The sequence below is a fragment of the Bacillus sp. FSL W8-0519 genome, assembly GCF_038005585.1.
Lineage (GTDB): Bacteria > Bacillota > Bacilli > Bacillales > Bacillaceae_G > Bacillus_A > Bacillus_A paranthracis.
This window is the reverse complement of the sequence record NZ_JBBOTL010000001.1, coordinates 3134783-3160985: the sequence shown is the minus strand read 5'-3', so window position 1 is coordinate 3160985 and position 26203 is coordinate 3134783. Positions and strand designations below refer to the sequence as shown.

At 34.8% G+C, this 26203-nt stretch carries 29 protein-coding genes and 1 pseudogene; 21 read left to right on the top strand and 9 right to left on the bottom strand.

Translation table 11 applies throughout. From position 1 onward, the window contains the following. Positions 1-3: 3 nt before the first annotated feature. From NST14_RS16550 to NST14_RS16540, 3 genes are all read left to right on the top strand, one after another. Positions 4-948, top strand: coding sequence for a phosphotransferase family protein (locus NST14_RS16550; RefSeq protein WP_033670767.1), 945 nt, complete (start codon positions 4-6; stop codon positions 946-948). 44 nt (positions 949-992) lie between these two features. Continuing rightward, positions 993-1703 (top strand): YjjG family noncanonical pyrimidine nucleotidase, encoded by a 711-nt coding sequence (locus NST14_RS16545; protein WP_000875919.1) that lies wholly within the window; start codon positions 993-995, stop codon positions 1701-1703. A gap of 172 nt (positions 1704-1875) precedes the next feature. Continuing rightward, the gene (locus tag NST14_RS16540; protein ID WP_071743290.1) at positions 1876-2838 is read left to right on the top strand and encodes a tubby C-terminal domain-like protein; all 963 of its coding nucleotides are present in this window, start codon (positions 1876-1878) and stop codon (positions 2836-2838) included. Positions 2839-2892: 54 nt separating this feature from the next. Here NST14_RS16540 and NST14_RS16535 read toward each other — a convergent pair whose 3' ends face one another. Then, complete coding sequence (locus NST14_RS16535; RefSeq protein ID WP_000896292.1) at positions 2893-3096, bottom strand: helix-turn-helix transcriptional regulator; 204 nt, start codon at positions 3094-3096, stop codon at positions 2893-2895. Beyond that, positions 3084-3443, bottom strand: coding sequence for a DUF3796 domain-containing protein (locus NST14_RS16530; protein ID WP_000859221.1), 360 nt, complete (start codon positions 3441-3443; stop codon positions 3084-3086). The genes NST14_RS16535 and NST14_RS16530 overlap by 13 nt, the downstream gene beginning before the upstream one ends. 179 nt (positions 3444-3622) lie before the next feature. Between NST14_RS16530 and NST14_RS16525 the strand changes: the two genes are divergently transcribed. From NST14_RS16525 to NST14_RS16500, 6 genes are all read left to right on the top strand, one after another. Next, positions 3623-3817 (top strand): hypothetical protein, encoded by a 195-nt coding sequence (locus tag NST14_RS16525; RefSeq protein ID WP_000935861.1) that lies wholly within the window; start codon positions 3623-3625, stop codon positions 3815-3817. A gap of 87 nt (positions 3818-3904) precedes the next feature. Beyond that, positions 3905-4630: an ABC transporter ATP-binding protein gene (locus NST14_RS16520; protein WP_000570055.1), complete on the top strand. Its 726-nt coding sequence runs from the start codon at positions 3905-3907 to the stop codon at positions 4628-4630. Further along, positions 4623-6281, top strand: coding sequence for a putative ABC transporter permease subunit (locus NST14_RS16515; protein ID WP_229142829.1), 1659 nt, complete (start codon positions 4623-4625; stop codon positions 6279-6281). Before NST14_RS16520 ends, NST14_RS16515 begins: the two co-directional genes overlap by 8 nt. Positions 6282-6337: 56 nt before the next feature. Further along, positions 6338-7096 (top strand): SDR family oxidoreductase, encoded by a 759-nt coding sequence (locus NST14_RS16510; protein ID WP_101219404.1) that lies wholly within the window; start codon positions 6338-6340, stop codon positions 7094-7096. Positions 7097-7433: 337 nt separating this feature from the next. Next, entirely contained in the window at positions 7434-8144 is a 711-nt protein-coding gene (locus NST14_RS16505) for a hypothetical protein (RefSeq protein ID WP_046198414.1), read from the top strand. Positions 8145-8225: 81 nt separating this feature from the next. Beyond that, positions 8226-9296 carry a pyruvate kinase gene (locus NST14_RS16500; RefSeq protein ID WP_073536287.1) on the top strand — a complete coding sequence of 357 codons (1071 nt, stop codon included), beginning with the start codon at positions 8226-8228 and terminating at the stop codon, positions 9294-9296. Between the two features lie 46 nt (positions 9297-9342). Here the strand turns inward: NST14_RS16500 and NST14_RS16495 are convergent, their stop codons facing one another. Both NST14_RS16495 and NST14_RS16490 read right to left on the bottom strand, forming a co-directional pair. Beyond that, on the bottom strand, positions 9343-9624 hold the full coding sequence (locus NST14_RS16495; RefSeq protein WP_001997837.1) for a DUF1292 domain-containing protein: 282 nt from the start codon (positions 9622-9624) through the stop codon (positions 9343-9345). A gap of 147 nt (positions 9625-9771) precedes the next feature. Beyond that, positions 9772-10455 (bottom strand): NAD(P)H-dependent oxidoreductase, encoded by a 684-nt coding sequence (locus NST14_RS16490; RefSeq protein WP_229142828.1) that lies wholly within the window; start codon positions 10453-10455, stop codon positions 9772-9774. Positions 10456-10583: 128 nt separating this feature from the next. Here NST14_RS16490 and NST14_RS16485 point away from each other — a divergent pair, with 128 nt between their 5' ends. Both NST14_RS16485 and NST14_RS16480 read left to right on the top strand, forming a co-directional pair. Next, complete coding sequence (locus NST14_RS16485) at positions 10584-10967, top strand: winged helix-turn-helix transcriptional regulator (protein ID WP_000340660.1); 384 nt, start codon at positions 10584-10586, stop codon at positions 10965-10967. A 312-nt stretch (positions 10968-11279) separates the two neighbouring features. After that, positions 11280-11759 carry a hypothetical protein gene (locus NST14_RS16480; RefSeq protein ID WP_103102522.1) on the top strand — a complete coding sequence of 160 codons (480 nt, stop codon included), beginning with the start codon at positions 11280-11282 and terminating at the stop codon, positions 11757-11759. 75 nt (positions 11760-11834) lie between these two features. On the opposite strand, the gene NST14_RS16475 is transcribed toward NST14_RS16480, so the two are convergent. Continuing rightward, a complete protein-coding gene (locus NST14_RS16475; RefSeq protein WP_229142827.1) occupies positions 11835-13145 on the bottom strand; it encodes a histidine--tRNA ligase in 1311 nt (436 codons plus the stop codon). A gap of 340 nt (positions 13146-13485) precedes the next feature. Here NST14_RS16475 and ybaK point away from each other — a divergent pair, with 340 nt between their 5' ends. The 4 genes from ybaK to NST14_RS16455 all read left to right on the top strand — a co-directional run bounded on the left by ybaK (position 13486) and on the right by NST14_RS16455 (position 17637). Then, a complete protein-coding gene (gene ybaK / locus NST14_RS16470; protein ID WP_000710876.1) occupies positions 13486-13962 on the top strand; it encodes a Cys-tRNA(Pro) deacylase in 477 nt (158 codons plus the stop codon). Positions 13963-14530: 568 nt separating this feature from the next. Continuing rightward, positions 14531-15121, top strand: coding sequence for an HAD family hydrolase (locus tag NST14_RS16465; protein WP_001024262.1), 591 nt, complete (start codon positions 14531-14533; stop codon positions 15119-15121). A 362-nt stretch (positions 15122-15483) separates the two neighbouring features. Continuing rightward, the gene (locus tag NST14_RS16460) at positions 15484-16608 is read left to right on the top strand and encodes a helix-turn-helix domain-containing protein (RefSeq protein WP_095842783.1); all 1125 of its coding nucleotides are present in this window, start codon (positions 15484-15486) and stop codon (positions 16606-16608) included. 12 nt (positions 16609-16620) lie between these two features. Next, the gene (locus tag NST14_RS16455) at positions 16621-17637 is read left to right on the top strand and encodes an alpha/beta hydrolase family protein (RefSeq protein ID WP_229142826.1); all 1017 of its coding nucleotides are present in this window, start codon (positions 16621-16623) and stop codon (positions 17635-17637) included. 86 nt (positions 17638-17723) lie between these two features. Here the strand turns inward: NST14_RS16455 and NST14_RS16450 are convergent, their stop codons facing one another. From NST14_RS16450 to NST14_RS16440, 3 genes are all read right to left on the bottom strand, one after another. After that, positions 17724-18380, bottom strand: coding sequence for a GAP family protein (locus NST14_RS16450; RefSeq protein ID WP_270704008.1), 657 nt, complete (start codon positions 18378-18380; stop codon positions 17724-17726). A 13-nt stretch (positions 18381-18393) separates the two neighbouring features. Then, positions 18394-19152 (bottom strand): MerR family transcriptional regulator, encoded by a 759-nt coding sequence (locus NST14_RS16445; RefSeq protein WP_229142824.1) that lies wholly within the window; start codon positions 19150-19152, stop codon positions 18394-18396. A 64-nt stretch (positions 19153-19216) separates the two neighbouring features. Further along, positions 19217-19360, bottom strand: coding sequence for a hypothetical protein (locus NST14_RS16440; protein ID WP_000808927.1), 144 nt, complete (start codon positions 19358-19360; stop codon positions 19217-19219). A 227-nt stretch (positions 19361-19587) separates the two neighbouring features. Here NST14_RS16440 and NST14_RS31025 point away from each other — a divergent pair. From NST14_RS31025 to NST14_RS16425, 3 genes and pseudogenes are all read left to right on the top strand, one after another. Further along, positions 19588-19690: pseudogene (locus NST14_RS31025) on the top strand (TetR/AcrR family transcriptional regulator); the annotation flags it as partial. 128 nt (positions 19691-19818) lie between these two features. Beyond that, on the top strand, positions 19819-20193 hold the full coding sequence (locus NST14_RS16430; RefSeq protein ID WP_012644490.1) for a hypothetical protein: 375 nt from the start codon (positions 19819-19821) through the stop codon (positions 20191-20193). A 267-nt stretch (positions 20194-20460) separates the two neighbouring features. Next, positions 20461-20919, top strand: a complete 459-nt coding sequence (locus tag NST14_RS16425; protein WP_000415699.1) for a DUF2262 domain-containing protein — start codon at positions 20461-20463, stop codon at positions 20917-20919. Between the two features lie 100 nt (positions 20920-21019). Here the strand turns inward: NST14_RS16425 and NST14_RS16420 are convergent, their stop codons facing one another. Continuing rightward, the gene (locus NST14_RS16420) at positions 21020-22450 is read right to left on the bottom strand and encodes a YfcC family protein (protein WP_109629875.1); all 1431 of its coding nucleotides are present in this window, start codon (positions 22448-22450) and stop codon (positions 21020-21022) included. Between the two features lie 200 nt (positions 22451-22650). Between NST14_RS16420 and rraA the strand changes: the two genes are divergently transcribed. From rraA to NST14_RS16405, 3 genes are all read left to right on the top strand, one after another. Further along, entirely contained in the window at positions 22651-23130 is a 480-nt protein-coding gene (gene rraA, locus NST14_RS16415; RefSeq protein ID WP_000266063.1) for a ribonuclease E activity regulator RraA, read from the top strand. Between the two features lie 338 nt (positions 23131-23468). Continuing rightward, positions 23469-25274 carry a DUF4430 domain-containing protein gene (locus NST14_RS16410; protein ID WP_229142823.1) on the top strand — a complete coding sequence of 602 codons (1806 nt, stop codon included), beginning with the start codon at positions 23469-23471 and terminating at the stop codon, positions 25272-25274. Between the two features lie 57 nt (positions 25275-25331). Further along, complete coding sequence (locus NST14_RS16405; RefSeq protein WP_229142822.1) at positions 25332-26195, top strand: DUF4430 domain-containing protein; 864 nt, start codon at positions 25332-25334, stop codon at positions 26193-26195. The last annotated feature ends 8 nt before the right edge of the window (positions 26196-26203 follow it).

Sequence of the window (26203 nt, the reverse complement as noted above, 5' to 3'; positions counted from 1 at the left end):
TGAATGAAAAGAACTTACGAATCGGGGGATAAAATGATTCATACACGTGGAAAAGCAGAGGGGTTAAGAGAAAAGCTAGCAACAATACTAAGTCAAGATTATAAGGAATTAGCTGTTCAGGATTTAAAGGTGATTGGAACGGGAGTGCAAAATATTGTTTTTCGAGGAGATTCAGAAAAGGGGTCTTTGGCATTTCGAGTGCCGTGGGAAAGAGAAGTAGAAAATATAAATGAAGATTTATTTAATAGTCGGATTTCATTGAAAAAGGAAGCAGAGCTTTCTAAGTATTGTCATTCAAAAGGTATTTCGGTGCCAAAGATACACGGATTGCATCTTTCTGTCGAACTTGATTTTTTAATTTCGGATTGTGTGTATACTGATCATATGCCAATTTCTGCGCACAAAATAGGAGAGTTAGTGAGCAAGCTTCATAGCATGCCAATTGATGGTTTGCATTACGAGAAAAATATTAAAGAGCCGATTAGTAAGTATATAGCAGAAAGAATTGTGAAACGGATAGAAGGGTTTAATACAATTACGAACTGTGGAATTAAACTTCCAGATACAAAAACAATTGAACATATTCTTAGTACAGCAGATCATGTAAAATGCTTATTACATATGGACATTCGACCAGCCAATTTAATCGGGTATAATGGAGAAGTTAAAGCAATAGTTGATTGGGATAACGCTTTAATTGGTCATCCATTGCTGGAGTTAATGAGAATAGCTGAAACTAATGAGATTAGTTGGGATGAATTTAAAGATGGATATAAGAATGATAGTATCTTTAATGTTACCCCTCATATCGTTAGTTTATTTTATAGACTAGATACAGCTGTCATGCTAGCAAACTTATTTATAGCACATTTGAAAATAAAAGATAAAGGTGTATTCTATAAAGAGCGGGTTAAAGCGCTTCATCAAGAAATATATAAAAACTTATAAGCAATGAGAACGAAGCTTTTAAAATAGGAACTAAGGAGAACATCATGAAATACAAAGTTATATTATTCGACGTAGATGATACATTATTAGATTTCCCTGAAACGGAAAGACACGCATTACATAATGCGTTTGTACAGTTTGGTATGCCTACAGGGTATACTGATTATCTTGCAAGTTATAAAGAGATTAGTAATGGGTTATGGAGAGATTTAGAAAATAAAATGATTACGTTAAGTGAATTAGCGGTAGATCGATTTAGACAATTATTTGCACTTCATAATATAGAAGTAGATGCACAGCAATTTAGTGATGTATATCTTGAAAACTTAGGGAAAGAAGTACATCTTATAGAAGGTGCAGTGCAATTATGTGAGAATCTACAAGATTGCAAGCTAGGCATCATTACGAATGGATATACGAAGGTGCAACAATCTAGAATCGGAAATTCGCCTTTATGTAATTTCTTTGATCATATTATTATTTCAGAAGAGGTTGGTCATCAAAAACCAGCACGTGAGATTTTTGATTATGCATTTGAAAAGTTTGGGATTACGGATAAATCAAGTGTACTAATGGTTGGAGATTCGCTCACTTCTGATATGAAAGGCGGAGAAGATTACGGCATTGATACGTGTTGGTATAATCCGAGTTTGAAAGAGAATAAGGCAAGTGTTAAGCCGACTTATGAAGTGAAGAGTCTGCTGCAAATTTTAGAACTTGTAGAAGTGGCGGAAGAAAAGGTAGTTTCATTTTAATCGTGTCGATATTTGTTGATAAGTCGATATTCTTTGTCGAATCGTCGATATATCGAAAAAATCGTTGATATATTTTAAGTTACGGTAGATATATTGGCAAAATCGTCGATATAATTTGAGTTGCGTTCATTTTATAGGTACGATCGGTGTAATAACTAGAGGTGAGTGAAAGATGTTAACATTTTTATTTGAGTTAGACAAGAATATCCCACAGAAAGATGAGCGGCGGTATGATGCTTATTCAAAGGGCTTTATCGAAGGGGATGTAACGATTCGCGTGAGTGACAGCGTGCTTTTTCAAAAGTCATGCATGAAGGTCGCAGAGCTTGGCATTTATTTAGGGCAGTGGATGGAGCAAGTGCAGCACGGGCAGAATGTACATATGAATTATGAAACGCCTGACCGTGATGAGACAATTCTTAGTTTCTTCTATGAAGAGGACAATCAATGGAGAGTTTCTTCCAGTTGGCAACAATTTGAGGTTCAGGAATGTATTTCTACTACAGCATTAGTGGAGAGTGTTCAGCGTTATTTATATGAGTTAAATAAAGAACTGCGCGCGTTAGAATATCCTGTGACGTTTGATCAGTACTTAAGAGGAGAGCGGGTGATGCAGCTTTCTTACAAACGACTGTGTGATAGTAAAGCGGATACGGTGCCTATTGAGGTTTACAATGGAAGTGACAGAGTAGGCACAGTACGAGGCTATTATAAAAATACGTTGATGAGAGTGCTAGATTTCATTCCGAAAGTCGGTAGTAATATCATTTATGAAATAAAGGATAGCAAGGACAATATTCGCGTCATTGCAAAGGATGTAAGTAGGCAGCGCCAAAGAAAGATTTTAGTAACATATAAAGATAATCATGATGCAGAGCATGAAATACTTGTATGTGACGGAAAGTTATTGGATGCAAATTTCTTATTTACCTTTACATATAAGAGAGAAGAATTTGTTGTTCATAAAACTACTTTTGGGATGGGAAAGTTATTACGAAAAGGCTATGTAATTGCAGATTGGAATATTCGTCTTGAGGAAGATATGTATCACATCGAGATGAATGTATACGATGAAGATTATATAGAAGACCAATATTTACTGTTGGGCGTATTTCATGCGGTTTTGTATGGGTGATCGTTGTATAAATGAAAAATACCGGTATTCTTTGTGAAAAGAATGCCGGTATTTTTATTTATCCTCAAAAATAAAAACTTCATCAATCGTACTATGAAGTGCCCTCGCAATATCGTGAGCAAGCTGCAAGGAAGGATTATATTTTCCTTTTTCGAGATGGTTAATTGTTTCACGACGTACACCAACTTGTTTCGCTAAATCTTCTTGCGTCATATTCAATTTGGCGCGGTATTCTTTTATTTTCGTTACGAACGCCATGGTGCATCTTCCATTTCGTCAACAGGTTTATCGTAAAAGAACATAGAAAAACCAAACGTAAGAATGAGTGTGCCGAAAATAAGAGCGATATCAATCTCTTGTAGCACCGGGTTTGGAAATAACATTTCAATGAACATAATGATAGCGGTAGTTAGTAACGTAACGATAAAGGCATTGCGGCACGATTTATTGACGATTTGTTCAAACAGTTCATCGTGTTGAACCGTTCTATATGAGGTGAAAAAGGAGAAGAAACAAAACATAGTGAACAATCCTTTTTCATAAAAAAAGCCAAGAAAACCGAAGAAACCGAGAAATCCTAAATATTTTATCCAAGTTGTTTTCATGATAGTTCCTCCTTATCATGTTAGAAATAAATCACGTTATGTTATAAATATATCACATATGGATAGGAATGGTAATAATAGTTTTTTAGTTTGCTTCATAATAATAGTAAAAAGAGGAAATATACTGCGAAATAAAGAGGATAATATTGTAAAATGGTTGTAAGGAGGGGGAGGAAGGTATGCTAAATTGGATCATGATCGTTGTATTACTTGTAGTCATTACTGTAGTCGCGACGGTGTTAATTGGGCGAAAGGGTGATGCAAATTATAGTAAAGCGACAAAGGGGAATATTAGAAGGCTTACGATGATTTATATTATACTAGCTGTCGTTTTAATCGTTGGGTTAGGTCTGTATATTTATTTTAAAGGTTAAAAACTGAAAAATACAAAAATATAAAAATTATAAGTATGCTATAATGTTAATATAGTTATTTGGTAATTAAGGAAAGGATTGGATGGAATGATTGAAATTATGAATGTGTCAAAAAGTTATAATGGTTCTACCTATGCAGTAAAAGATTTAAGTTTATCTGTGCCTAGCGGAGAAATCTTTGGATTTTTAGGGCCAAATGGTGCCGGTAAATCAACGACAATTAAGATGATTACTGGTATCCATGGGGTGGACAAAGGGACGATTACGATTAACGGTATAGATATTATGAAAAATCCGATGGAAGCGAAAAAGACGTTTGGTTATGTCCCAGATAGTCCAGATATGTTTTTACGATTAAAGGGAATTGAATATTTAAACTTTATGGCAGATATGTATGAAGTGCCGAAAGAAGTACGCCAAGAACGAATTGAGTCCTTAGCGAAGAAATTTGATCTTTATAATGCTTTATCAGATCAAATTCAAAGTTACTCGCACGGTATGAGACAAAAGATTGTTATTATTGGTGTGCTCGTGCATGAGCCAGATGTATGGATTTTAGATGAACCGTTAACGGGGCTTGATCCGAAATCTGCATATATTTTAAAAGAAATGATGAGAGAACATGCGGATAAAGGAAAGATTGTATTCTTCTCTACACACGTATTAGAAGTGGCAGAAAAATTATGTGACCGCGTCGCGATTATTAATAAGGGGAATTTGCAGTTTAAAGGGAATTTAGATGAAATGAGAGATCATTTTAAATCCAACGAATCACTTGAAAAAATGTTCTTGGAGATGACGGGCAATGAGTAAAATTTGGACGTTAACGAAAGTATTATTGAAATTAAATTATGCAGATTTTATAACAGATAAGAAGAAGCGATGGGCGTATGTATTTTCATTTGCGGCTATTTTATTTGTCGGATTTTTACTGTTTGGTTCTATCACGCATGCAATGTATGAGGGAATGATACATTTAGGGCAAGATCCAGGAATGATTATCGCAATGGGACTTGCGATTGCGAGTATATGGGTATTTTTAATGAGTATTACGAACATTTTAACTGTATTTTACTACAGCAATGACATTGAAATGTTATTACCATTACCATTAAAACCAGCGCAAATTATTTCAGCCAAATTTTTAACGGTATTAATTACACAATACGTAATGAGTTCATTTATTTTACTACCAATCTTCATTACTTACGGATTAAAAAGTGGAGCGTTTATTACATATTACATATATATGATTTTCATTTACTTACTCTTCCCGATTGTGCCGTTAGTACTAGCTTCGTTACTCATGACAGTTATTATGAGGTATACAAATATAGCGAAAAATAAAGACCGAGGAAATATATTTATCGGAATCGTAAGTATACTATTTATTGTAGGAATTAACGTGTTTTTGCAGTGGAAAAATAAAAGTTCGTTTTCTGAAGATGCAATTGCGGATTACCTTGCAAACAACCAGTCTTCTCTTTTAGTACAAATGACAAACTATTTTCCAACTACATATTTTGGAGCAGTAGCATTAGTAGAAAATGCAAATTGGAAGGGTCCTTTATACGTAATAATCTTTGCAGTTATTTCATTTGTATTTTTTGTGTTGTTTTATTACATTGCAGAGCGTACATATTTAAAAGGGGTTATTGGACTTTCAACGAGTACAGCAAAAAAAGAAGTCATTTCAGCAGAAGGTTTACAAAAATCAACGGTACAAAGTTCACATTTGAAAGCGTATGTGAAAAAAGAATTTAAAACGTTATTCCGTACACCACAATTTTTCTTGAATTGTATCGTACAAACTTTCGTTATGCCGATTATGTTGTTCTTCGTTTTATTTGTACAAGATGGAAATTTAAAATGGGTTATGAGTTATATTAATAATCCAAAATCAGCAGGGCTTGCGATTGGCGTTGGCCTTTGTGCCTCTCTATTCTTAATGGGAAGTAACGTCATCGCAACAACTTCATTCTCACGTGATGGAAGCTCTTGGTTTGTGAATCGATATTTACCTGTAAAAGCTTCGGATATCTTTTTTGCAAAAGCAATCACGGCTTGGTTAATTAATGTAATTATTTTAGCAGTGTTCGGTATTACGATGGCAGTTGTAGCGGGAATTTCTCCTGTTTTCATGTTACTGTGGTTTTTACTAAGTGCGAACGGCTTACTGTTAATTAATTTAATTGGTACACGCTGGGATGCACAAACTGCAGATATACATTGGGATACAGAGCAGAAATTATTTAAGAGCCGCTATACAACTTTGTGGAATTTTTTAGCTAATATTTTAATAGCTTTAGTTATTGTAGCGGGAGTAAGTTTATTATACTTCTTCCTTCATGTCGGACTGTGGGTTATGTTTATCGTTTTATTTGTAATGTTTACGATTGTAAATTATATCTTTATTAAAATTTTAAAATTAGGTGCAGAACGTATATTGTCAAATATTGAATAAAAAGATAGATCCTCTGTATTCGTGCAGAGGATTTATCCATAGGTGGAGGAGAAAAGGTGAAGAAAATAGCAATTGTAACAGGGGCCACTCGTCTGAATGGAATTGGTGCAGTTGTATGCAAGGCGCTTGCTCAAAAAGGAATAGACATTTTTTTCACGTACTGGTCTCAGTATGATAAAGCGATGCCGTGGGGAATGCATGACAAAGAGCCCTTTTTGTTGAAAGAGGAGATTGAAAGTTACGGTGTTCGATGTGAAATGGCAGAAATCAACTTATCGCAGTCGTATTCGCCCAATCGTTTGTTTTATATGGTATCAGAACGGTTAGGTGATCCATCTATATTAATTAATAATGCAGCGTATGCTACTCATACGAGAATCGAAGAATTAAATGTAGAACAGTTAGATAAACATTATACAGTAAATGTTCGAGCTACTATGTTATTAAGTTCATTATTTATAAAACATTATGCAAGCAAGACGAGTGGGAGTATTATTAATCTTACTTCAGGGCAGTCACTCGGGCCAATGCCTGATGAACTGGCATACGCAGCAACGAAAGGGGCAATTGAAGCATTTACAAAATCAGTAGCACCAGTTGCGATGGAGAAGGGGATTACAGTAAATGCTGTTGATCCAGGACCGACGAATACAGGATGGATTACAGAGGAGCTGAAGCATCATTTAGTATGGAAGTTCCCGCAAGGTAAAGTAGGAGAGCCGGTGGATGCTGCGCGCTTAATATCTTTTTTAGTAAGTGAAGAAGCGAAATGGATTACTGGGCAAGTTATTCATTCGAATGGTGGGTACTCATAAATATATTATGTTAACAATTGTTGAGAAACAAAAAAACGAAAGAAAATTTTATTTTTTTGTATAAATAAAATGTCAAGAAAGATAAAAATTTGATAGAAGAGTATATCGTCATATGAAGATCGTAATTCTTCATGTGACAATATACTCTTTTTCTTTTACTATAGAGAAGAAAAATGAAGTAGAAGAAACTCGAATATTCAAATTGATTTATCAGTTTTTGTACGTATTATTATGAAGATTACTGTCGGAAAGATGGTAATTCGTATGAAAAGGGATTTTTTAAGGGGAAATCGAATCGTAAAGGGGAGGATAAAAACGTAAACATAGGGGGATTTATATGAAAATGAAAAAGGTCGCTATCGCATCGATAACAATTGGTACAATGCTTACTATGGCAGCTTGTAGTCCGTCAGCAGATAAAGAAACAGAAAAGAAAGAGCAAGTAACAGCGCAAAATGAAGGAGAATCAAAAACGACAAGTGCAGATGAAGCGTCAAAAACAACGAAAGATACTGAAAAAGAAACAAATACTTCTTCAAATGAAAAAACAGATAAAGATACAAAAAACACGAAAGAATCATCGGGAACAGAAAGTAACGGTAAAACGTCAACTCAAAACGAGAATGTAAAAACAAAAGAAAAAGAGACGACAGGAAAGACGAATGATCAAACGACTAGCGGGAAAACAACAGATCAAAGTACAAGTACAAACTCAGACGGAAAAACAACGAAAGATCCGAAGAAAAGTGTAGCTGTGAAAACGAGTGTGAAAGAAGTTGCTGCATTAGTGGATAGCTTAGATAAGCAGTTAGCTGCTAATCCGAAATTGGATACAGTAAATAAACTTGGAAAACAAATTAATGCAAAGTGGGATGTAATTGAGAAAGAGTTAGAAACATCACACCCAGCTGAATATAAAACAATTGGACAAAGTATGTATCCGTTAATTGTAGGGGCGGAGAAAGAAAAGATAGATATTACTAAAATGAAATCATTAACGACGAAAACGAAAAAAGATTTAAATCAATTATTAACAAAACTTTCGTAGTTTTAAAAGCCTACTTGTGGGAGTAGGCTTTTTTTATGTTGAGAGTGTAATGAAAGTTTATGGGAATCATAATGAAAAAGGATGGTGATAAAAATGACAATCGATCGAATTTGTACAATTGGGCCAGCAAGTAATAATAAAGAAACGTTAGCGCAGTTAATAAGCAATGGTATGAAAATTGTTCGGCTAAATTTATCACATGGGACGCATGAAAGTCATAAAGATATCATTCGTTTAGTGAAATCGTTAGATGATTCTATTAAAATTTTAGGCGATGTACAAGGTCCTAAAATAAGGTTAGGTGAAATGAAAGGAGAACAAATTACACTTCAGGCGGGGGATTCTTTTATTTTGCATACGCAACCAGTTACAGGGAGTAGTACGGAAGCAAGTGTTGATTATGAAGGAATCGCGAATGATGTGAAAGTCGGAAGTAGAATTTTAGTTAATGATGGTGAAGTTGAGTTAATCGTTGAGAAAGTAAGTACGGATAAAATAGAAACGAAGGTGAAAACAGGTGGTAATATCTCCTCTCATAAAGGGGTGAACTTACCAGGCGCAATCGTTCGTTTACCAGCTATTACAGAGAAAGATAAAAAAGATATTCAGTTTCTTTTAGAAGAAGGTGTTGATTTTATCGCATGTTCTTTCGTAAGAAAACCTAGTCATATAAAAGAAATACGAGATTTCATACAACAATATAAAGAAACGTCACCTAATTTAATTGCCAAAATAGAAACGATGGAAGCGATTGAAAATTTTCAAGATATATGTAAAGAAGCAGATGGAATTATGATTGCAAGGGGAGATTTAGGAGTTGAGTTACCGTTTCAATTTATTCCGCTCTTGCAAAAAATGATGATTCAGGAATGTAATCGAACGAATACATATGTTATTACAGCAACACAAATGCTTCAATCTATGGTAGATCATTCTATTCCAACAAGGGCGGAGGTAACTGATGTGTTTCAAGCTGTACTGGACGGAACGAATGCTGTTATGCTTTCTGCTGAAAGTGCTTCAGGAGAGCATCCGGTTGAAAGTGTGAGTACACTACGTCTCGTTTCTGAATTTGCTGAGCATGTAAAAAAAGACGGTCCTTTTGTGATGAAAGATGTACTGGAATTGCTGCATAAATCTTTGGATGAGTGAAAAATAAAAAGAGGGCGGATATGCATCCGTCCTCGTGTGTTTCATTCTATTCTTGCTCTTGCTCATCCAAAATCTTTTCAAACGCAGCAGATACTTTTTCAAATTCCTCGTCATTCTCAATATATGAGAATTCACTATCTTCTTCTACTTTTAAAAAGAAAATATCAATGTCTTCCTCGGTTTCTGTTTGAATGTCTTCAACAAAGGCAACTGCAATATATTCAGCGCCTTCGACATCCATCGCTCCAAGCACTTCTACTTCTTGCTCTTCGTTATTCTCATCACTAAGAGTAAACACTTCGCCAACTTCAATATCAGACATATTCATTCTCCTCCTGTCCAACTCTAATAAATAGAGTGTTTAAACTGCATACATACTAATATATCTTTCCATGAAAAACCAATTTCATACATAAGAGAAATGAAATTCTACTTTTTTCGTATGAGTATACAGCTATAAGGAGCGCGTGTTATCTTAATAAATCCATTCAACAATTGTATCCATAGTCTGTCTTGTTTTATCACGCTTTGGCTCTTCTTTACGGTAACCAAAGGCAACCATTACAGATACTTCAAAATTATCTTCTTTAATAATGCCTTCTTGACGAAGTAAAGAATCTACTTTCTCTTTATCAAATCCTTCTATTGGACAAGAATCAATGCCAATTTGAGCTGCACTCGTCATCATATTACCTAAAGCAATATAAGTTTGCTTAGATGCCCAATCAAATACAGCACGGTCGGATTGTAATAAGTTAAAATCTGTTTCCTGGAACTTTTTAAAGAATTCATATCTAATTTTTTGCGCGTCTTCAGGTAATTCAATAATATCGTTCATCATATGTTTAATATACTCTGCATCATAATGCATATCTTTAATATTTCTTGAAAGAACAATGACAAAGTGGCTAGCTGTTGCAAGTTGCCCACCAGCGCCCCATGAATATGGTTGTAGTTTTTCTCTTACTTCTTTATTTTGTACGACAATAAATTTCCAAGGTTCATATCCGAAAGAAGAAGGAGATAATCTTCCTGTTTCTAAAATGAAATTAAAATCCTCTTCTGAAATTTTGTGCATAGGATCGAACTCTTTACATGCATGTCTGAAATGAAAAGCATCCATAATTTTTTCTTTTGTAGTTTGATTTGTATTTGTCATAAAAGTTCCTCTTTTCATTAATTTATTTTGTAACCAAATTATATTTTTAAAGTAACATAGAAACAAGTACGCACATTTATTTGGTATAGTATCAAAAAAGATACTAATGTTAAGGGAAGGGATTTATTATGGATTGTTCAAACGAAAATAATGTAAATTACCCATTTTTAAATAAATATTCTTGTCCAGTGGAAGCGATGGTTGAGGTCATTGGAGGGAAATGGAAAGGGGTAATTTTGTATCATCTATTAGATGGGACGAAGAGGTTTAATGAATTAAAAAGATTAAAACCTAATATCACACAAAGAATGTTAACATTACAGCTGAGAGAACTTGAAGCAGATGGTATCATACATCGTGAAGTGTACCGTGAAGTACCTCCAAAAGTAGAATATTCGTTAACGGAGCTTGGTGAATCGCTTCGTCCAATGATTCTATTAATGATGGAGTGGGCGACTCATAATATGGAGAAAGTTTTGGAGAGTAGGAATGCACAAAATAATAGTAAATAGTTGAATTTGGTATAGTAGAGAGAACGGATGAGAAGTGATGTTAAGAAATAATATTATTGCACTGCTGATTCCTCTTTTTATTGGCGTTTTCAGGTGGTTATTATCAAATTTCACAAATATATTAAATACGCGTAGTTTTGAGTAGAGTGTAATTATTTTATGTAAACTAATTATTGAGTTGCTCTCATCTATATAAAAACTTGTATACGTGATTCTATAATGGTAGGAAGGCACTTTTAGTTTAATACCATAATACATCCATTGCTTTTAGGGAACAGTAATTCAAAACTTAAAACAATGGAGGTTATACTAATGCAAAAAGTACTTTTTTCTTTCTTTTGTATATTTTGTTTCGTAATTGGAAGTTCTTTCACTGTTCATGCTTTTTCTCCAAAGCAGTTGCCGGTTTCTCAAACGTCAGATCGATGGAAAATAGAAATTAAGCAACCTGATAAAAAAACTAGTTTAGTTACATCTAAAAAGGATGTTTTTGATACGTATGGTTTCGAGGTTCAAGATATTGGGAAGGACGCTTATCATGTAACGGTTGAAGTATTTCGAAATGAACCACATTCTCAAACGAAGTATGAACTTTTCACTTCTAAAAAAGATCATGTGTTAAGTAAAGAAATTGCTTTTAATCATGCGAATTTTCCTATATCCGTTCAGTCTAATGAACTTGAAGTTATTATAACTTGGCAAGAAAAGCCTTCTAGGTTGCTAAAAGATGGACAAAAAGATTGTGAGTCGGAAAGAAAATATAAACAAACATTTACATTTAAACAAAATTAAATTGTGTGTAAAAACTCCATTATTTGTTAATGGAGTTTTTTATTCTATCATTTACATTTTGAGAATACTTCACAGTCATAACGTAGTAGGCGTAGTAAAGTACTTATTTAGTGTATTGTCTTTCAAAGAAGAAAGCGGAACCTTCACTTCACTACCTTCTTTCATATTCCGCAGCACAACAGTTTCTGTACTAAGTTCTTCTTCCCCAATAATAAGCACATAAGGGATATTCTCTTTATTGGCATAATTAAGGGCGCGTTTTAATTTGCGTCCCGCTAGTTCAAGTTCGATTTTTAAGGAAGTGGTAGAACGTAATTGCTGGGCGATTTGTAAGCATTGTAATTCTGTTCCGAGCGGGATGATAAATACATCCGCTGTAGATGATACTGTTTCTTTCTGTGATAGTGCTGTATAAATAACGTCTAAACCGAATGAAATACCGACTGTTGGATAGTTCATATCATCACCACGGAATGCTCCAATAATATTATCGTAACGACCACCGCTACCGATGCTAGATGTAATTGATCTATCTTTTAAAAAGATTTCATATACGGTACCTGTATACATTGTGAGTCCTCGCGCTAAAAACGGATTAAATATAGCATTTTCATTTATTCCAAGTGCGATTAAATATTGCTGTAATTGTTGTAATTCGTTTACCCCATCGGCAACGAGTGGATTATTGAAAGCTTCTTTAAAGTCAGCAATTGAAAGCTGTAGACAAGATAATACGGTATTACATATCGTATCAGCCATTTCTTCAGAAATTCCGCGCTCTAATACATCTTTTCGTACGCCATCAATCCCAATCTTTTCGATTTTGTCTAATGATAAAATGACGTCACTTGTTAATTCAGTAGGGATGTTAATGGCCTGAAGAATACCATTTAACAATTTGCGGTTATTATATTGGATTGTTACTTCTAAGTTTAACGTTTGGAACAGCTCAAACGCCATGCTCATGAGTTCCGCTTCAGCCATGACTGATTCTACACCTACTATATCAACGTCGCATTGTATAAATTCACGAAATCTTCCTTGTTTAATGGGGCCATCTCGAAACACTTTCCCAATTTCATACCGTTTAAAAGGAAGGCGGATGTTCGGGTTCATTGCCACAACTTTTGCGAATGGAATAGTTAAATCGTAACGTAAGGCAAGACCGCGTTTTCCTTGATCTTGAAGTGTATATATTTCTTTTAATATTTCATCACCACCGCCGTACTTGTAAGACATAAGCTCATACATATTTAATGTCGGCGTTTCTAACGGTTTACATCCGTATCGTTCAAATGTATCTTCACAAGCTCTTTTAATTTTATTTCGCAGTACTTGTTCCTCTGGTAAATAGTCTTTCGTTCCTTTTACATTTCTCATTTCCATTGTAATCACTCCTTTTTAAATTAAAAAAAGCTATACAGGTATAAAAATACCCACATAGCTTTATAAACGCTTCGTGGGTCAACAGGAAAAGCCCTGTACCCACGAAGAAAAATTTTTCTTCGGATACACGGCGTTACGTATGATGATGAAGTTGGAAAGAAATATTAAAATTTTGCATTACAAATCTCTCCTTAACAATAAGTTTTTCCAAATTATATCAAATGATTTTTGAATTATCAATATTTTTAGTTTTGAAATATACGTGAAGTTATGTAGGAGAAATGGAAAAGGGTGTATAATAAAACTTAATAATATGAAATAACCGTTTAAGGAGATCACTATGAAAAAAGATAAAACAAATGCGATGCGAATATTAGATAAAGAGAAAATTGAATATTCGATGATGTCATATAATCCAGACGATGGGAAAATTGATGGCGTATCAGTAGCCGAGAAAATTGGACGAGAAGTGAGAGAAGTATATAAAACGTTAATCGCTCAAGGGAATAGTAAAAATTATCATGTGTTTATCATCCCGGTAGATGAGGAACTAAATTTAAAAGCTGCCGCAAAAGCAGTAAGTGAAAAGAAAATTGAAATGATTCCTGTTAAAGATATTACGAAAGTTTCAGGATATATTCGCGGCGGCTGTTCACCAGTCGGAATGAAGAAGTTATTTTCTACATGTATTGATGCGAGTGCCCAATTACTTGAAACGATGATAGTAAGCGGCGGAAAAATAGGTATACAAATTGAGCTGAAAGTGGATGACTTGGCGAAAGTGACGAGAGCGCAGTTTGGTGAGGTAACGAAGTAAATATACATAGGGAAAGGAGTTCTAGTTTTATTAACTTTAGATAAAGATTTATAGGATAGTTAGTCCATTATGGGGCTGATTATCCCTTTTATTTACATACCTATATTAAAATGAATAAAGATTAAATATTCAGTTTGAAATAGACTGTAATATGAATCATTTGTTTGGATTTGGGAGGAGGACAAAGGCTCGGTGCGTTACCCTTAAAGATAGACAAGTGACAGAAGATTGTTTAATGGGGGCAAGAAATACCCATAAGAAAGCACGTATTGGGGTCCAATATTTTGGGGGAATCTTACGCTAAGAGTTTGCAAGATGTTATACAGTTTTTTTGCTAATCCAGTAACATACACGAACACTAAAACCGCGTTAGGATAGGAATGTATAAAAAATGTATAGATTTATAGAACTAAAAAAGAAGATTCTCTTGTGAGAGCAGGGTTATCCTTTTTTCATTGCTACTGATAATGAGACGTTATGTTAACTGATAGTGTATGGAGTATACAAAGAAAACAAGAGTATGGCTACCACATTCTTGTGATAAAATGGAATAGAAAGGGTGATTTAATTGAATATTTTATGGGACTTTGACGGAACACTTTTTAATACATATCCTGCCTATACCAAAATACTCTCTCTAGTACTTGGAGAAGAGATAGATAAACAGGAGATTTATAAAAAATTAAAGATTTCATACTCACATGCACTAGACTACTATAATGTTTCTAGTGACCAGAAAGAGAAAATTAAAAGCTTAAAAAAGGAATTGTCTCCAAAAGACATGAAACCATTTGATGGCGTGGAAGAAATTTTGAAATTTGCAGATAAGAATGTAATCATGACACATAAACACAGAGATGGAGTTTTAGCAATTTTAAAATATTATGGATGGGACAAATACTTTGTAGATATGGTTACGATTGATAATGGTTTTCCTCGCAAACCCAACCCATCAGCATATACTTACTTGCATCAAAAACACAAAATTGATCTAGCTATTGGAGATAGAGAATTAGATTTGCTACCTGCAAAAGAATTAGGAATCATAACATGCATGTTTCAAGGTCAAAGTGATGTAGCAGATTATTATTTAAACGATTACTCAGAATTTTTCAATAAGGGTATTCCATTATCAAAACAGTTGTATCTTCAGCAATAAATCGCTGAAGATATATGATAGATTTATTGACTTCCGCTTTCGAAAGTTATGTAAATAAGCTGTTCAATGGATTCCCATAGAAAACTATGGTGAGATGAAATGTTTGATTTTGAAGCACTTCAAACTCTTAGCTAGATGGCTATGTATCGGTAACCTACAATAAAAAGGCAGGAACATATCAAATATGTCCCTGCTTTTAATTTTATTAAGTTTAATATCTATGACCTAAATAAGATAAAATTTGGAGCTTCTTTTTATTTTAGATGAAGGTTTCCTAACAGTTGATTTTGTTAACGAAAGTCGACTTTAAATCCATATTTTGTGTGAAATAAAAGCATATAATAAAAGTATGAGGTGATGATGTGAAGGAGATAAACATTCATAAAGTAATTGCGGATAAGAGAAAAGAAAGGGGGATTACGCAGGAAGAGTTAGCGGCGTATATCGGTATTACGAAGGCGTCTGTTTCCAAATGGGAGACGGGGCAGAGTTATCCGGATATTACATTTTTACCACTGCTAGCATCGTACTTTAATATAAGTATAGACGAACTAATCTGTTATACACCGCAAATGGAACAGGAAGATATTAAGGATTTATATCATAGACTAGCGGAAGCTTTTAGTGAAAAACCATTTGATGAAGTAATGATGGAGTGCAGAGAAATAATTAAAAAATATTATTCTTGTTTTCCATTATTAAATCAAATAGGAATACTTTTTATTAATCATCACATGTTAACGGAGGACACGGATAGAAGAATTGAAATTTTAGAAGAAGCAATGTCTCTCTTTAGCAGAGTGCAGGAAGAAAGTGATGATGTTTCTCTTGTGAAAGAGGCGGTATCGTTTCAAGCAACTTGCTATCTTATACTCAATAAACCGAATGAAGTATTGCAATTGCTTGGTGAAACGATACGTCCTAACGTTCCAGAGGAAGATTTAATCGCACAGGCGTATCAAATGCTTGGAAATACTAAAAAGGCGAATGAAATAATGCAAATTAGCATGTATCAACATTTAATACAACTCGTTGCGACAATACCGAATTATGTAGTAGTAAATGCCTCAAGCGTTGAAAAAGTAGAGGTGATTTTGAATAGAGCTTTTATGTTAATAGACATATATGAAATAGAAACATTACATCCTAATATGACTTTAAAAGTATACTATGCTGCTGCGCAAGTATATTGTATGCAAGGCAATTTTGAAAGAGCATTAGAAATGTTACGGAAATATGCAGCAGTTTGTGCGGCAAGCTTCACAGTAAATAGTCTGCATTTACACGGTGATTCCTATTTTGATGCGATTGACGGATGGTTTGCAGAGTTTCCGCTCGGCGCTAAAACAGTTAGAAATGAAGAGATTATAAAGCGAAGCATGTTACAAAGTATTGCAGAGAATCCAGTTTTTGCTCCAATGAAAGATGTAAGAGAGTATAAAAATATAATAACGAGTTTGAAATTTAAATTGGATATAAAAGAATAGGGGGACAAAATGATGACTTTTGATGAATATGAAGTAGCGATCAATAGTGAGTTTACTTTGCAAGGTACACTCACTAAACCAAAAGCTGATGGGAAGTATGCGGCTGTTGTCATTATCGCGGGATCTGGAGAGATTGATCGTGATGGAACGGTCGTACCGCTAAAGCTTGAGGCGAACATATATAAAGATTTAGCGCATGTAATGGCGAGACTTGGGGTAGTGACGCTCCGCTTTGATAAACGCGGAGTAGGAAAGAGTGACGGAGAATTTCTGAAGACTGGAATGTGGGATTTAGTTAGTGATATAGAGTCTACGATTACGTATTTAAAAGAACAACCATTTGTTAATCCGGAAAATATCATTTTAGCTGGTCATAGTGAAGGTTGTATGTTAGCAACTGTAGTAAACGCAAGAACACCAGTAAATGGACTCATCCTTCTTACAGGAGCTGCGGAATCGTTAGAAGAAGCTACGAAAAGACAAAGAGAGATTGCTTATAAAGAATTAAAAGAACAAAAAGGAATAAAGGGAAAACTAATGCGCCTTCTCAATGTGGAGAAACGTGGAGAAAAGCAGATGGAAAAAATAAAAGAGAAAATGATGAACACAGAAAAAGATACGATTAAAGTTGGGTTTAAACCGATGAACGCAAAATGGTTTAGAGAGCATTTTCAGCATGACATTTATAAAGACTTACAACAAGTAACATGTCCAGTGCTAGCTATCGCTGGTGATAAAGATATTCAGGCTGACCCTGAAAGAGCTAAGCGGATCAGTGATTATGTGAAAGGTGATTCTGAAGTATATGTAATAAAAAATATGGATCATAGTTTGAAAGTTTTTGAAGGTGAGTTTAAAGCATTAGATTTTAAAAAGAATTATGAAGAAGGAGCAAGAAAGCCACTTCATCCAGAGTTGGAAGAAATAATTGTGAATTGGATGGCATCATATTTTATCCCAGGTAGTAGGACTCTTACATCAAAATTAAGTGAATATGAGGAAGATGGAAGGGAGAGTAACTGCCTGTAAAAGACAAACTGGTGTGGGGGAATGGTAGGTGTAAGTACTTCTGTAGTTTCAAACATATTCCCCTGAGTGTAGGTTCTATAAATACCCTATAAATAATCCAGGCTATTTAATATTAGGAGGAAGCCAACTATACACATAATCCATGATAGGGCTGATCCTGTACTATTAGCAATTTTCATTCGAAGCCTCTCGAGAGGTTTTTGCATCCACCGACCAAATAGGAGATAGAAGAGAAACAGCAGGAGAGAGGGCAGTACCATGATCAAGTTGTATCCCGCTAAAATAGAAGACCATTGTATCAAGGATAGATTAGAAGTAGTAAGTATACCAATTGCCGCAAAATAAGGAAATGCAGTACCCACTTCAATTAATGTAGTAGTGAATCCTAGCGCGATCATTGAAAAAATGCTTTTTGATTTTGGTGAGGGGATCTCTGAATTTTTCTTTGGTGGAATATAGAAGCTTGCAATGAATAATATGACACCAATAATGAAGAACGACCAGCTTACGATTCGGTTTTGAAATAAGCCAGAAATAAACTTAAACAAAAAATCTAATCCTAACATGAGTGAAACGCCAACAGCAAAATAACATCCTGCTACCGTCAATAAATAAACGAATAAACGTTTCGTGAGACGTTCTTTATCTGTTAAAAGTAGATATATTGTTACTCCTATTGTAGTAGGGCTTAGCGTGTCTAATATAGCTAATCCGCCTATTAGGAGAAGTTGCTCTGTACCCATTGTGCTTTCCCCCTTATTCCGGCTCAGGATTATTTTTTTTAGTCATAAAAATGGCATATGCCTCGTTCATAAACTGAAGCACATCTTGATCGATTGGATATAAACTAAGTTTCTCTGATTGTTCGGGAGCCATCCTTATCTCCCAAAGCTTATTTAGAAATTCATCCTCACCTTCAAATTCTTCTAAGCGTTTTTCCTCCATTCGTCTTATGATATTTTGAACTTTCGTTGCTTTTGGGCCATCCTTCATATAACGCTTTAACTGGCCGATGAGAGCAATCCATTCGAGTGAATCAGAACAGTCACTTGCCATCTTAGGAACCTTTTCTAATAGTTTTATTTCTTTTTCTTTAAATATAGATTCGCGATAATACTGTTGTATTTCTTTATCTTTGCTGGATAATTGCATAATCTTTTGAATCGCAATCCAGCTTTCTTCTCCTTCTAGCGCAATTCCATTTATCAATTCCCGTAAGGATAATTCTATTTTCTTTAAATGTTCCTGCTCATTTATTACATAAGATAATTGACTTTGTAAACTATCCGACCAATCCCACTCATTGAAGTCGAGCATATGTTTAATCTCTTGTAACGGAAATCCAACCTTTTTTAAAAATTGAACTTGCTGAAGTTTTTTTATTTCTTCATTTGTATATAAACGATGGCCACCCTCTGTTTTGGATGCTGGTTTTAATAATCCGATTTTATCGTAATAACGCAGTGTTCTTACTGTAACGCCTGTCAGTTCTGCAACTTTATTAATGTGTATCAACTGATAAACCTACCTTTCTGTACGTTAAGATTTTATCTTTAACGATTATTTTCTTATTTCGCTTCTAACCTTCTTTACTAAGAAGATTTTTAAGTAAGTAGCCTGCTCCTAATCCAATTAGTGCACCAGGAAATCCATGATCCAGTAGCAGTCCAATACCTGCACCTATAATGACACATCCATAAATAATAATATCGCCCTGTTTCATATGAAAACCTCCTATTTTTCTAATTTCTTTTATGAAATTGCGAAATAGTAGCTACTTAACAGTATATAAAATGACCCAACGTCAACTTCAAGTGTTTTTGATTATTATTAATACAGTTATATAAACCTTTAAAGCGCCCTCTAACGGAAGAATTAATTTTAAAATATTTTGCGGGCTTATCGTTCCAAAATATTTATACTAAAATATATAATACGGGGGTGTGGTTAATGGGTAGAAAGATTAGTTTTAATAAAGAGCAAGCTTTAAATAAAGCTATGTATTTATTTTGGGAGAAAGGTCATAAGCCGAGCTACTCTCTACGATAGTTTTTGAGGTAAGGATGCACTATTTAAACTAGCTGTGGAACATTATAAAAACTTTGGTGCCTTAGCATACAAAATTCACGTATTGTTCTTGCTATCCTGAGGTGAAATGGGAGGGAATGTCTTTTGAGAAGCATGCCTGTAAAGTTATTTTTTAAATCAATCCTATTTTTTTTCTTATGCGGTATTGTTGTTTATTCTATATTTCAGATTATGTTTGTCTGGAGTGCTTCGACAGGATTAGGAAGGGATGATATAGTCGGATTTTCTGATAATAAGTATGTAATTGGTCGTCCACCTGTTAGCTATAATTTATATAAAAAAGATAGTGGGGAAACTATATTAGATAATGTTATTGGTTATAAAAAAGGAAAAACGAAAAGCTATGTTCGGAATGAAATCGAATTTGTAGTGATAAATGAGATAAAGGGTAGCTATGAATTGTATAAAATAGAAAAGGCTTCAGAAAAGGATATAGAACGGCTGAAAGAAATGCAGAAATTAGAATGAAAGGGGCTATTTGAAGGATAAAAATGCTATTGGGTTGAAATAAAATTTAATAAAATACTAACTTCAGAATTTTTCATTTTTAACAAACTTAATTGGAATTTTACAAATGCACACATATTATTGTTAAATCTAAAAAATGGTTTAGACTGATAACTGAGTTTTATTTCATGAAAAAAGTCAGCATAAAAATAAAGCATTAGGAGTTCAGTCCCATGTCTATCAAACTAATTAAAGTTTCTTTTTCAGGGATAGAAAGGAAATGAAATCATGGAAAAATCAATAAATAGTGAATTGATTGGAATGTTTATCTTTAATGAAACTTTACATACATATGAACAAAACGAAGGAAAAGTACATTGGGAATTGGATGTTAGAAATGAGCGTGTACAAGTACATGAAATGCTGAAAAGAGCAGAAAAGCTTTATGTATGTTTAGAGGAATTTGATAAAAAAGCTAAGCTTGCTATAGCGGAAGAATTAATAGAGTATAAAAATGATTTTTGGCCTGAATATGATGAGAATGATGAACATTTAGATTGGGATGCTGTAGATGCAGGAGAATATGATATGACGAAAGAAACATTTGAGCAATCTATTACTCTTATGGACATTGTAATGAGAGAAAATGATATATATTGTGAATACAATGATGGAGATGTATTTGGTGGCCATAGAATTCATGCTTCTTTTGACAATGAGTACAATTTATTAGCTGCAGAGATTTAGCTTTGAGAGATGCAAGTGAAAAGGATTGATTACTATAATCAATCCTTTTTTTCATTATTATAAGATAACGGTGAAATAATAGAGAGAAAGTTTCATAGTTTTAATACGGTCCCCACTCAATATTCACGCCAACAATAAGAAAAATAAGTCCAATAATAAACCAAATGAATGCAAGTGGAGCCATAAATCGAATCCATTTTCCATAAGAAATACCGCTCGCTGCGAGAACGCCCATTAAAACACCGGAAGTTGGATTGAGGCAGTTCACTACACCTTCGCCGAGCATAACAGCTTGTACTGTAACTTGGCGTGTAATGTGCATGAAATCAGCTAACGGAGCTAATATCGGAATGAAAATAACAGATTCACCTGTACCGGATGAGATAAGGAAATGTAATGCGGCACTACTTACATACATACCGATTACGCCAAATACCGGGCTTTGTCCTTCGAGAGACTGTGCGAGTTGGTTAACGATTGTATCAAGTAATTTTCCTTGTTCTAAAATGACTGAAATACAACGAGCCATTCCGACGATCAAAGCACCGTATATGAGATTTTGACAGCCTGCTAGAAAAGTAGAAGCGATATCGTTTGCTTTCATACCACCTATTATTCCAGCTGTAATTGCGATGAAAATAAAAGTAGCAGTCATTTCTGCGTCTGTCCAATGTAGACGAAAAGCGCCGATTAAAAATGCAATTAATGATAAAGCTGAAACGAGTAAAATTAATTTATGACGTATTGTCCAAGGAACTTCTGTTTTCTGCGCTTCTTTTTCACTTGAAAGAGCATTACTTGGAAACCAGTTATCTCCGAGTATGCTTCCTTTATTCGAATTTTTTAAGCGTTTTACGTACCAATTAATATATAGAATGGTAGCAAGTAAAAAAGAGAGATAAATTGCTGTGCGTAAACCAATTCCTGAAAACATTGGGAGTTCTGCAATTTTTTGTGAAATGCCTAAAGGTGAAGGAGATAATATAGTAGCATTAAAACCAGCATAAGTACCTAAATAAATAATGGCTACGCCGACGATAGCGTCCCATTTTAATGTGCGTGCAACGATGATGCCGATGGGGATAAAGCCGATAACTGAGTTAACGATAATGCCAGTCGTTCCGAGAATGGAAAAGAGTGCGGCGACAATACATATGAAAAGTAATTGCTGATTACGAAATTTGTTAATAACATGATAGATTAAACCGTCAAGAGCACCTGTTTTTTCAAGAATAGCAATAGCTCCGCCCGTAAATAAAATTAAGAAGATGATCGGAGCAGCAAGTGTCATTCCTTTTTCAATAGCGGTAAAAAAAGAAACAAATCCTACTGGCGATTGTGGAACAGAATGGTAACTTCCTGGTATTGTCGTTGTAACAGTCCCGTTTGTAACTCTTTTAAATTCTCCAGCAGGAACGAAATAAGTAGCTATTGCACATAGTAAAGCAATAAAAAATAGTAGTACATACGCATCAGGCATTTTAAACTTTCGTTTACTAGGTTGTTTTTTTACTTCAGTTTGTAATTGCATAAAACCCCTCCTTTTTCACTTGATTAATTTTTAATATTCTGAAATTTATCTGTGAAATAGATTATAATAAAGGTGGCTTCGTAAGGCAATAGTTTTTCTGTCCTTTTCCCGCACATACAAATTCTTGCAACATTAGACAGGGAAACGAAAATAATCCAAGAATATGTTAAATAGAAAGTAAAAGGAAAAGAGGGAAAAAGATGTGGAAAACTACGGATCTATGTGATGAGTTTGAAAATGAGTTACAAATATGTCGCCAGTCTTTTCGATCTTTTGGGAAGAAAGAACAATTCCACGGGAAAATTGCAACGGTAAAAGTGAAGGATGATAATGTACTAGTGAAGGAAGGGTTACAAACATTGCCGGAAGGAACGGTATTAGTTGTTGATGGGGGAGCGTCTACGAATTGTGCGTTACTCGGTGATAATTTGGCAGCTATTGCGGAGGAAAGAAAGCTAGCAGGAATTATTGTATATGGATACGTTCGTGATTCTAGTGAACTAAAGAATATAAATATAGGTATTTTAGCGTTAGGGACAATGCCGAATAGAAGTGTAAAAGAAGGGAAAGGAGAACGAAATATTTCATTGCAATTTGGGCAAGTTGAATGGAAGCCGAATGAATATGTGTATGTGGATGAAGATGGCGTCATTATTAGTGAAAAGAGTTTGCATCGTTAAAGGTTAGTAAGTTACTATTCTTAGAAAATAAATCCGATAAAGCATGGACAAAATTCTTTGTCAATAGTAAAATAATACAGAAATTTAAAATTAACAGAATGTATAGGTTTATCGTTTTACGATAACTTAAATGGAAGTAAGTTGTGCCTAGAAAAGTGAATGTTATCACAATGATACGTTCATGAACAAAATTATTTTTCCTATACAAATATAGCCGCGAATGATGCGGGTAGGAGGTGTTGCACAGTTTGTTCGACACTTACAAAAAAAGAGTGTCAATTGCACGCCCTTGAAGGGCCTTTTTTTGTGTGAATAGTAGTAAGGGAGGAAATTTTGGGATGGCAATATTAAAAAAATGGCTGCTTACGTCGTTAATGGCAGTTACACTTGTATTTGTTTCTTTTGCGAATACAGTACATATTACGTTTGCTGAAGGAAATACAGCAAAACTTGCAATTATTGGTGAATCACAAAAGGGCATTATGTTATGTCCGAAAGAAGAGCAAATTAAAGATGGGGAAACAGCTTTAAGCTTGCTACAAAAAGTCATGGGGGACAAAGTAGAAGCTGAAACGATGTCGTTTGGAACGTATGTAAAAGGCATTGATGGGCTAATGGCCGGGGCTACAAGTGGCTGGCTGTATGATGTAAATGATAAATCTGCAGAAGTTGGAGCGGATAGTTATAAATTAAAATCTGGAGATGTTGTTGTTTTCCGCTTTGTTTCAGACTGGAACAATATGAGTCAAGAAACATTACAACAAACATTAGATAAATTTGGTACTTGTAAAACTGTAGAAGAACCAAAAACAGATGATCCAAAACAAGAAAAACCAGAAGAACCAAAGACGGATGATCCAAAGCAAGAGAAACCAGAAGAACCAAAGACGGATGATCCAAAACAAGAAAAGCCAGAAGAACCAAAAACGGATGATCCAAAACAAGAAAAGCCAGAAGAACCGAAGACGGATGATCCAAAACAAGAAAAACCAGAACAACCAAAGCAAGAGAACATTCAAATTCCAGCAGCACAAGTAAATGACGCGATCTCTAAGACGTCTGAAAAGATGTTACAAGGTGGAATTGAAAGTGATTGGGTAGCGCTAGGTCTTTCTCGTTCTGGAAAGAATATACCAATCGAGGCGAAATTAAATTATGTTAAGGCTGTAACTGAAAAGGTAGAAAAGCGCGTTAATCGTTTTTCAGCGACAGATTTAGCTAGAACGATTATTATGATGAATGCAATGAATGCAGACCCAAAAATGGTAGGCGAACATAATTTAGTTCAAAAATTGTACGAATCAGATAAAGTGAATTCTGTTACAGGTTATACATTTGCTTTACTTGCATTTGATACGAAAAAATATGAAATTCCAGTAGATTCAAAATGGAATCGAGTTGCTTTAGTAGATGCACTTTTAAACGCGCAACATACAGATGGCGGCTGGACTTATGATAGCGCAAGCAGTAAAGATAGTGCTAGTAGCGTTGATGTAATAGGTATGGTTTTATCAGCATTAGCTCCTTATCAAGACCGAGCAGATGTGAAACCAGCAGTGCAAAAGGCTGTCGCATACTTATATAATGAACAACTAGAAAATGGCGGTTTCTCTGCTGATGGACAAGAGAATTCTAATAGTGCTGCGCAAGCTATTATTGGATTATCCCTTGTGAAAGATGTAGATCAAAACCGTCTTCATAAGGCAGTGCAAAATCTATTGTCATATCAACTTCCAAATGGTGAATTTAAATGGTTACCAGGCGATCAAACCGGTAGCGGAATGGCAACAGAGCAAGCATTATTAGCTTTACTTCAGTTTAGAGACCTTGGAAAATCGATTTATGACTGGTCAACTGAATCTGTTACTGAAATTAATCCAAAACCAAATGTAGATTCAGAAAATGTTGTGGTGGAAAAAGAAGTTACTGAACAACCAGAAGAACAAAAACAAGTGCAACAAGAAACAAAAGATGACACTTTAAAAGTTGTTGTGGATAACGAACCGGTTAAAAATAAAAAATCCGGAAACGGTAGCACATTACCAAAAACAGGAGCATCTTCTCATAGTGCAGCGACAGAAGTAGGTATGGGTGTATTATGTATTGCTTCTGCATATGTATTATGGAGACGTAAAGCAGCTTAACAAAAATTAGGAGCAATCATTTGCTCCTAATTTTTAATATGAAAGGTGAGAGGCAACATGAGTAAGATGAAATGGTTTATTTCTTTACTGCTTTCACTTGGGCTACTTGCCGGATGTGAAGAGGCAGCGGTAAAGCCTGAGAAGAAAGTAGAACCGAAGCAAGAAGAAGTAGCAAAACAAGAAGAGAAAAAAGATGAAGCGAAGCCGGAAGAAAAACCGGAGGAAAAACAAGCTGAACAAGAGCAAAATAAGCAAGACGAACAGAAAGAAAAGCAAGAGCAAAAAGTAGAAGAGAAGCCGAAAGAAGAAAAGCCACAAGCACAACCGGAAGTAAAGAAAGAAGAAAAAACGCAGGAACAGCCTGTCGCTACTAAGCAACCAGAACAACAAAAAGCACAAGAAGAGAAACAACAAGAGAAACAACAAGAGCAACAACCGAAAGCGCAAGAAGTAAAAGAAGAAGCAAAGGTTGTGAATCAGCCGAAGGAAACACCGAAACAGGAGCAAAAGAAAAAACCAGAAGAGAACAATAGTGTACCAACTCCACCAACACCGGTACCAGATCCAGTACCGCCAGTACCAGATCCAGTACCGCCAGTGCCAGATCCAGTAATACCAAAACCAAAACAAGTTACGATCTCAGTAAAAGGTAATGAAGGATATTTATTAGGTGCAAAAAAGGTGGATGTACAAGAAGGTGATACAGTTTATAAAGTATTGCAGCGTACAGGATTAGATGTGGATGCAATGGGCTCTAAAGATGGAGTTTATGTAAAAGGTATTAATGATTTATATGAAAAAGATATTACCGCTACTAGTGGATGGAAATATCGTGTGAACGGTGCGTTTCCAAACCATAGTGCAGGTGTAGTTACAGTAAAACCAGGCGATACAATCGAGTGGGTGTTTGTATTAAAATAAGAAAGGCA